Raw genomic sequence first — 4,209 nt, forward strand, 5'->3', positions numbered from 1 at the left:
CGCTCGCGGTCGGCGGCGTCCATGCGCATGTCCAGGTAGTGGTCGAAGCCCAGCCCCGGGGCCAGCAGGCCGAACTGGGTGCCGTTGCCCAGCGCGTTGAGCACGCTGACGGCGGACCAGAACTCCTCGGCGCTGACGTCGTAGTCGTCCATCAGCCGGAACAGGTCGGAGAGCAGGCGGTGCATGATCTGCTTGGCGCGCTCGCTGCCGCCCTCCTGGTCGAAGCCGGCGACGGTGTTCAGGAAGTCCTGGACCTCGGGGGTGTCGAATATCTTCACGGTCATGGTCATGCTCTCGTCGTTGTCGTTGTGCCCTGCGGTCTCGTCAGGAATGCAAGGCCAGTGGTCGGGGGCCTCCGGATGCCTGACAGGCCACATCTCGACGGAGGCGTTCTTGTTGTGGTCACTGGATTCTGGCCAGGCGGCGGGGGTGTCACCAATATCGTTTGAGTTCCCTTCCATACCCCTGGGGTATCGCCAGGGCAGCCGACACCTTCCCTTCCCTACCGGACACGACGACGACAACCAGAATAAAAACAAAGCATTGCAGAAACCCCCTGGCCATGCGTCGCGATGGCCAGTCCTTCCGCCTGTAGCATGTCGACCCGATGGGCCGGCAAAGGGTGACAACCGACGGCCCCTGCCGCGCCCGGGGCGGGTTCCCGGACGCGGATTCAACCCTCCAGGGGACGAGGATTGAGACAAAAGGATAAGGGGCAGACAAGTCGACGGCGGCGGCACAAAAAGGGCCCGTGCTGCCGAAGCAGTCACGGGCCAAGGAGGAAAACGCCATGCCGGCGCGCCGTCGCCCGGGCGACGGCGCTATCGGTCAGCCGGCACTCTTCGCCGGGAAGCGCTTGCGCAGGGCCGCGCGCTCCTGGGAGAAGTCGAAGTCCCGGAACTCCACCAGCATCGAGATCGCCGCCCCCAGGATCAGCGCCCAGAAGGAGGCGCCGATGCCGAAGATCTGCAGGCCCGACACCGCGATCAGGAAGGAGAACATCGCCCCGACCTCATGCTTGCCGGAGAAGGTGATGTGCATCGCCGAGCTGATCACCCGCAGCAGCGCCAGGCCCGCGATGATGGCGATGAAGTAGCTGGGCATCGCCTCGATCAGGCTGAACACGAAGCCGTAGAAGGGGGCAGCCACCACGAAGATGATGCCGACGATGACCGCCGCCACCCAGCGCTTGTCGTGGGTACCCGCCTCGGGAGAGGAGCAGATACCGGTCATCGGCGCGGCGATACAGGTGCTGTGCAGGTTGAAGAAGGCCGACACCATGGTGCCGATGCCGCCGACGAAAGTGATGGCATTGGCCGGCGCCTCCTTGTAGCCCATGCCCTTGACCAGCCCCACGCCGGCGGGGGTCTCCATGCCGACCAGGATCAGCGCCAGCGGCAGGCCATAGGCCAGGAAGGCGTCCATGGAGAAGGCCGGCATGATGAACTCGGGCATGCGGAAGGAGAACTCCACGCTTGCGAAGTCCGCGCCGGAGAGCGCCATGTAGAGCACCCCCACCACCAGGGTGACCACCAGCGGCGGAATCCGGCGCAGGAAGCGCGCCGAGAGGAAGAAGGCCGCGATCATCACCACCGCGGGGATCAGGGCGTTCTGCAGCGGCATCACCATGTTGGTGCCAAACTTGAGCAGCACACCGGCCACCATGCCCATGACGATAGGCATGGGGATCAGCCGCATGACCAGGCTCATCCAGCCGGCCAGGGCCACCACCACCGAGATGGCGCCCGCCATCAGCGTCGCCCCCAGGGCCTCGTTGAGCCCCACCACGGGGATGATGGCGGCGAACAGCAGCGCGCCGGGGATGGAGTTGGCCACCGGCAGGGGCAGCCGGTAGTAGGCCGGCAGGACCAGGCCGAACAGGCCGTTGATGAAGAGGTAGCTGATCACCCACAGCAGGGTGAAATCCTTGGGCAGCCCGGCGGCGGTGCCGGCGCTGATATGGATGATGCCGGCGCTGAGGCCGAAGATGCCGGCGACCACGCCGGCGCTAAGGTTGTCGGCATTGAGGTCGCGCAGGAAGTCACGCGGCGCCGTCGCGAGGCCGGGGCCTTTCTCGAGGTGTCTCATGCTGTGCTCCAGGGGCTTGTTGTCGTTGCTGTCGGAAGCCACGGATGGTCAGGGGCAAGGCGAGCGGGCGGCCCGAAGGCCGCCCCAACGCGGGGGTCAGCCTTGGTCGCCGCCGCCCACGGGCAGCACGCTGCCGGTGATGTAGTTCGCCTCGTCGGAGGCCAGGAACAGGATCGGCGCGGCCATCTCGTCCAGGGTGCCGTAGCGCTTCATCAGGCAGCTCTGCTTGGTCTGGTCGATGTGCGCCTGGAACCAGGCTCGCTCCGTCTCGTTGCGGGGCTCCGGGGTGCCGCGGGAGATCTTGCGCGGCGGCGCCTCGGTCCCGCCGATGCCGGCGGCCGCCACGCGGATGCCGTGCTCGGCGTATTCGAAGGCCAGGGACTCGGTCAGCGCGTTGACGCCCCCCTTGGCCGCCGAGTAGGGGATCCGGTGGATGCCCCGGGTCGCCACCGAGGAAACGTTGACGATCACCCCGCCGCCCTGCGCCACCAGGGTCGGCAGCACCGCCCGGCAGCACCACAGCGTCGGCATCAGCGAGCGGTTGACCTCGGCGGCGATCTCGCCCTCGCTGAACTCGGTGAACGGCTTGAAGTTGATCGCCCCGCCCACGTTGTTGATCAGGATGTCGATCCGACCGAAATGCGCCACCGTGCGGGCCATCACCTGCTCGGCCCCTTCCCAGGTCTCGAGGTCGGCCTGCAGGGCAATGGCATCCGCGCCCTGCTCGGCCAGCCCCGCCACCACCTCCTGGATGAGGTCAGAACGATCCACCAGGGCCAGGCGAGCGCCCTCGGCGGCGGCGCGCTCGGCAACCCGCAGCCCGATGCCCTGGGCCGCGCCGGTGATCACCATCACTCGACCCTGAAAGCGGGGGGCGTCGAAGCGTTGGAGACTCATGATGCCTCCCCGGGTGCCTGGTTGGGGGTGAACTTCTCGTAGTGGAAGCTCTGCGGCACGATGCCCTCGGCGTCGAAGTGCTTGAGCACCGCATCGACCATCGGGGGCGGCCCGCACAGGTAGACGTCAATGTCACCGTCGTGCAGCACCTCGGCATCCATGTGATGGGTGACATAGCCCTTGCGCGGATGCTGGCTCGCCTCGTCCACCACCACGGTGGAGTAGGTGAAGGTCGGCAGCTTCTCGGCGAAGGCGTCGAGGGCATCGACCTTGACCAGGTGATCATCCTTGTTGACGCCATAGATCAGGTGCATCGGCTGATCGCTGCCCTTCTCCGCAAGCTGCTCGAGCATGGAGAGGAAGGGCGCGAGGCCCGTGCCGCCGGCCAGCATCAGCACCGGGCGGGTGATCTCGCGCAGGTAGAAGCTGCCCAGCGGCCCGGTGAGCGAGAGGCGATCGCCGACCTTGGCCTGCCGGGTCAGGTAGCCGCTCATCACGCCATTGGGGATATTGCGGATCAGGAAGGTGGCCCGCCGCTCCCCGGGCTTGGAGCTGAAGGAGTAGGAGCGGTGCCCCTCGCCGCCCGGCACGTCGATGTGGATGTACTGCCCCGGCAGGAAGGCCAGCTCGGCCCCCTCGTCCAGGTCCACGGCCAGCTCGATGCTGTCCTCGGAGAGTTGCTCGACCACGGCCAGGGTACCCTCGATCTTGCCGACCTGGGTCTTGCACAGGCTGGAAGCCACCGGCACCTGGATGACGCAGTCCGAGGAGGGCACCATCTGGCAGGTCAGCACCTGGCCCTCGGCGGCCTCCTCGTCGGAGAGCGCCTCTTCCAGGTACTCGTCCCCCATGTCGAACTCGCCCTGCTCGCAGTGGCCCTTGCAGGTGCCGCAGACGCCGTCGGAGCAGTCCATCGGCAGGTTCACCTTCTGCCGATAGGCGGCGTCGAGGACCGTTTCCCCTTCCTTGCAGCCGATGAAACGGGTGACGCCGTCCTCGAAGTTGAGTGCAATGGTATAGCTCATGGTCGAATCTCCTCCCGCACCGGGTCAGATGTGATAGATGTCGATGACCTGGTGGATGTAGTCGTTGTTGAGTTGCACGACTTTTCTGGTGATCAGCGGCGTCTCCCCCGACACGTCCAGGGTGTAGAAGGCGCTGCCGAAGTAGCTGTCGGTCTTCTTGTAGCGGTGGCTCAGGGTGTGCCAGTTGAAGCGCAGCTCC

The 4,209-nt window shown here is 66.5% G+C and carries 5 protein-coding genes; all 5 read right to left on the reverse strand.

Annotated features, from left to right (window positions below):
- Positions 1–284 (reverse strand): dioxygenase (locus DFP85_RS18680; protein ID WP_279512958.1); only part of this gene is annotated, 284 nt, incomplete at its 3' end.
- Positions 285–828: 544 nt separating this feature from the next.
- Positions 829–2,088 carry a benzoate/H(+) symporter BenE family transporter gene (locus DFP85_RS18685; RefSeq protein WP_133637913.1) on the reverse strand — a complete coding sequence of 420 codons (1,260 nt, stop codon included), beginning with the start codon at positions 2,086–2,088 and terminating at the stop codon, positions 829–831.
- Between the two features lie 96 nt (positions 2,089–2,184).
- A complete protein-coding gene (gene benD / locus DFP85_RS18950; protein WP_166644669.1) occupies positions 2,185–2,985 on the reverse strand; it encodes a benzoate diol dehydrogenase BenD in 801 nt (266 codons plus the stop codon).
- Entirely contained in the window at positions 2,982–4,010 is a 1,029-nt protein-coding gene (gene benC / locus DFP85_RS18955) for a benzoate 1,2-dioxygenase electron transfer component BenC (protein ID WP_166644670.1), read from the reverse strand. Before benC ends, benD begins: the two co-directional genes overlap by 4 nt.
- Positions 4,011–4,034: 24 nt before the next feature.
- The gene (locus DFP85_RS18695) at positions 4,035–4,205 is read right to left on the reverse strand and encodes an aromatic-ring-hydroxylating dioxygenase subunit beta (protein ID WP_279512959.1); all 171 of its coding nucleotides are present in this window, start codon (positions 4,203–4,205) and stop codon (positions 4,035–4,037) included.
- Positions 4,206–4,209 lie beyond the last annotated feature (4 nt).

Source organism: Halomonas ventosae (assembly GCF_004363555.1).
Classification (GTDB): domain Bacteria; phylum Pseudomonadota; class Gammaproteobacteria; order Pseudomonadales; family Halomonadaceae; genus Halomonas; species Halomonas ventosae.

Excerpts from the sequence above, each read along its gene's own strand:
- DFP85_RS18685 (WP_133637913.1), bottom strand. The coding sequence starts at position 2,088 with ATGAGACACCTCGAGAAAGGCCCCGGCCTCGCGACGGCGCCGCGTGAC.
- benD (WP_166644669.1), bottom strand. The coding sequence starts at position 2,985 with ATGAGTCTCCAACGCTTCGACGCCCCCCGCTTTCAGGGTCGAGTGATG.
- benC (WP_166644670.1), bottom strand. The coding sequence starts at position 4,010 with ATGAGCTATACCATTGCACTCAACTTCGAGGACGGCGTCACCCGTTTC.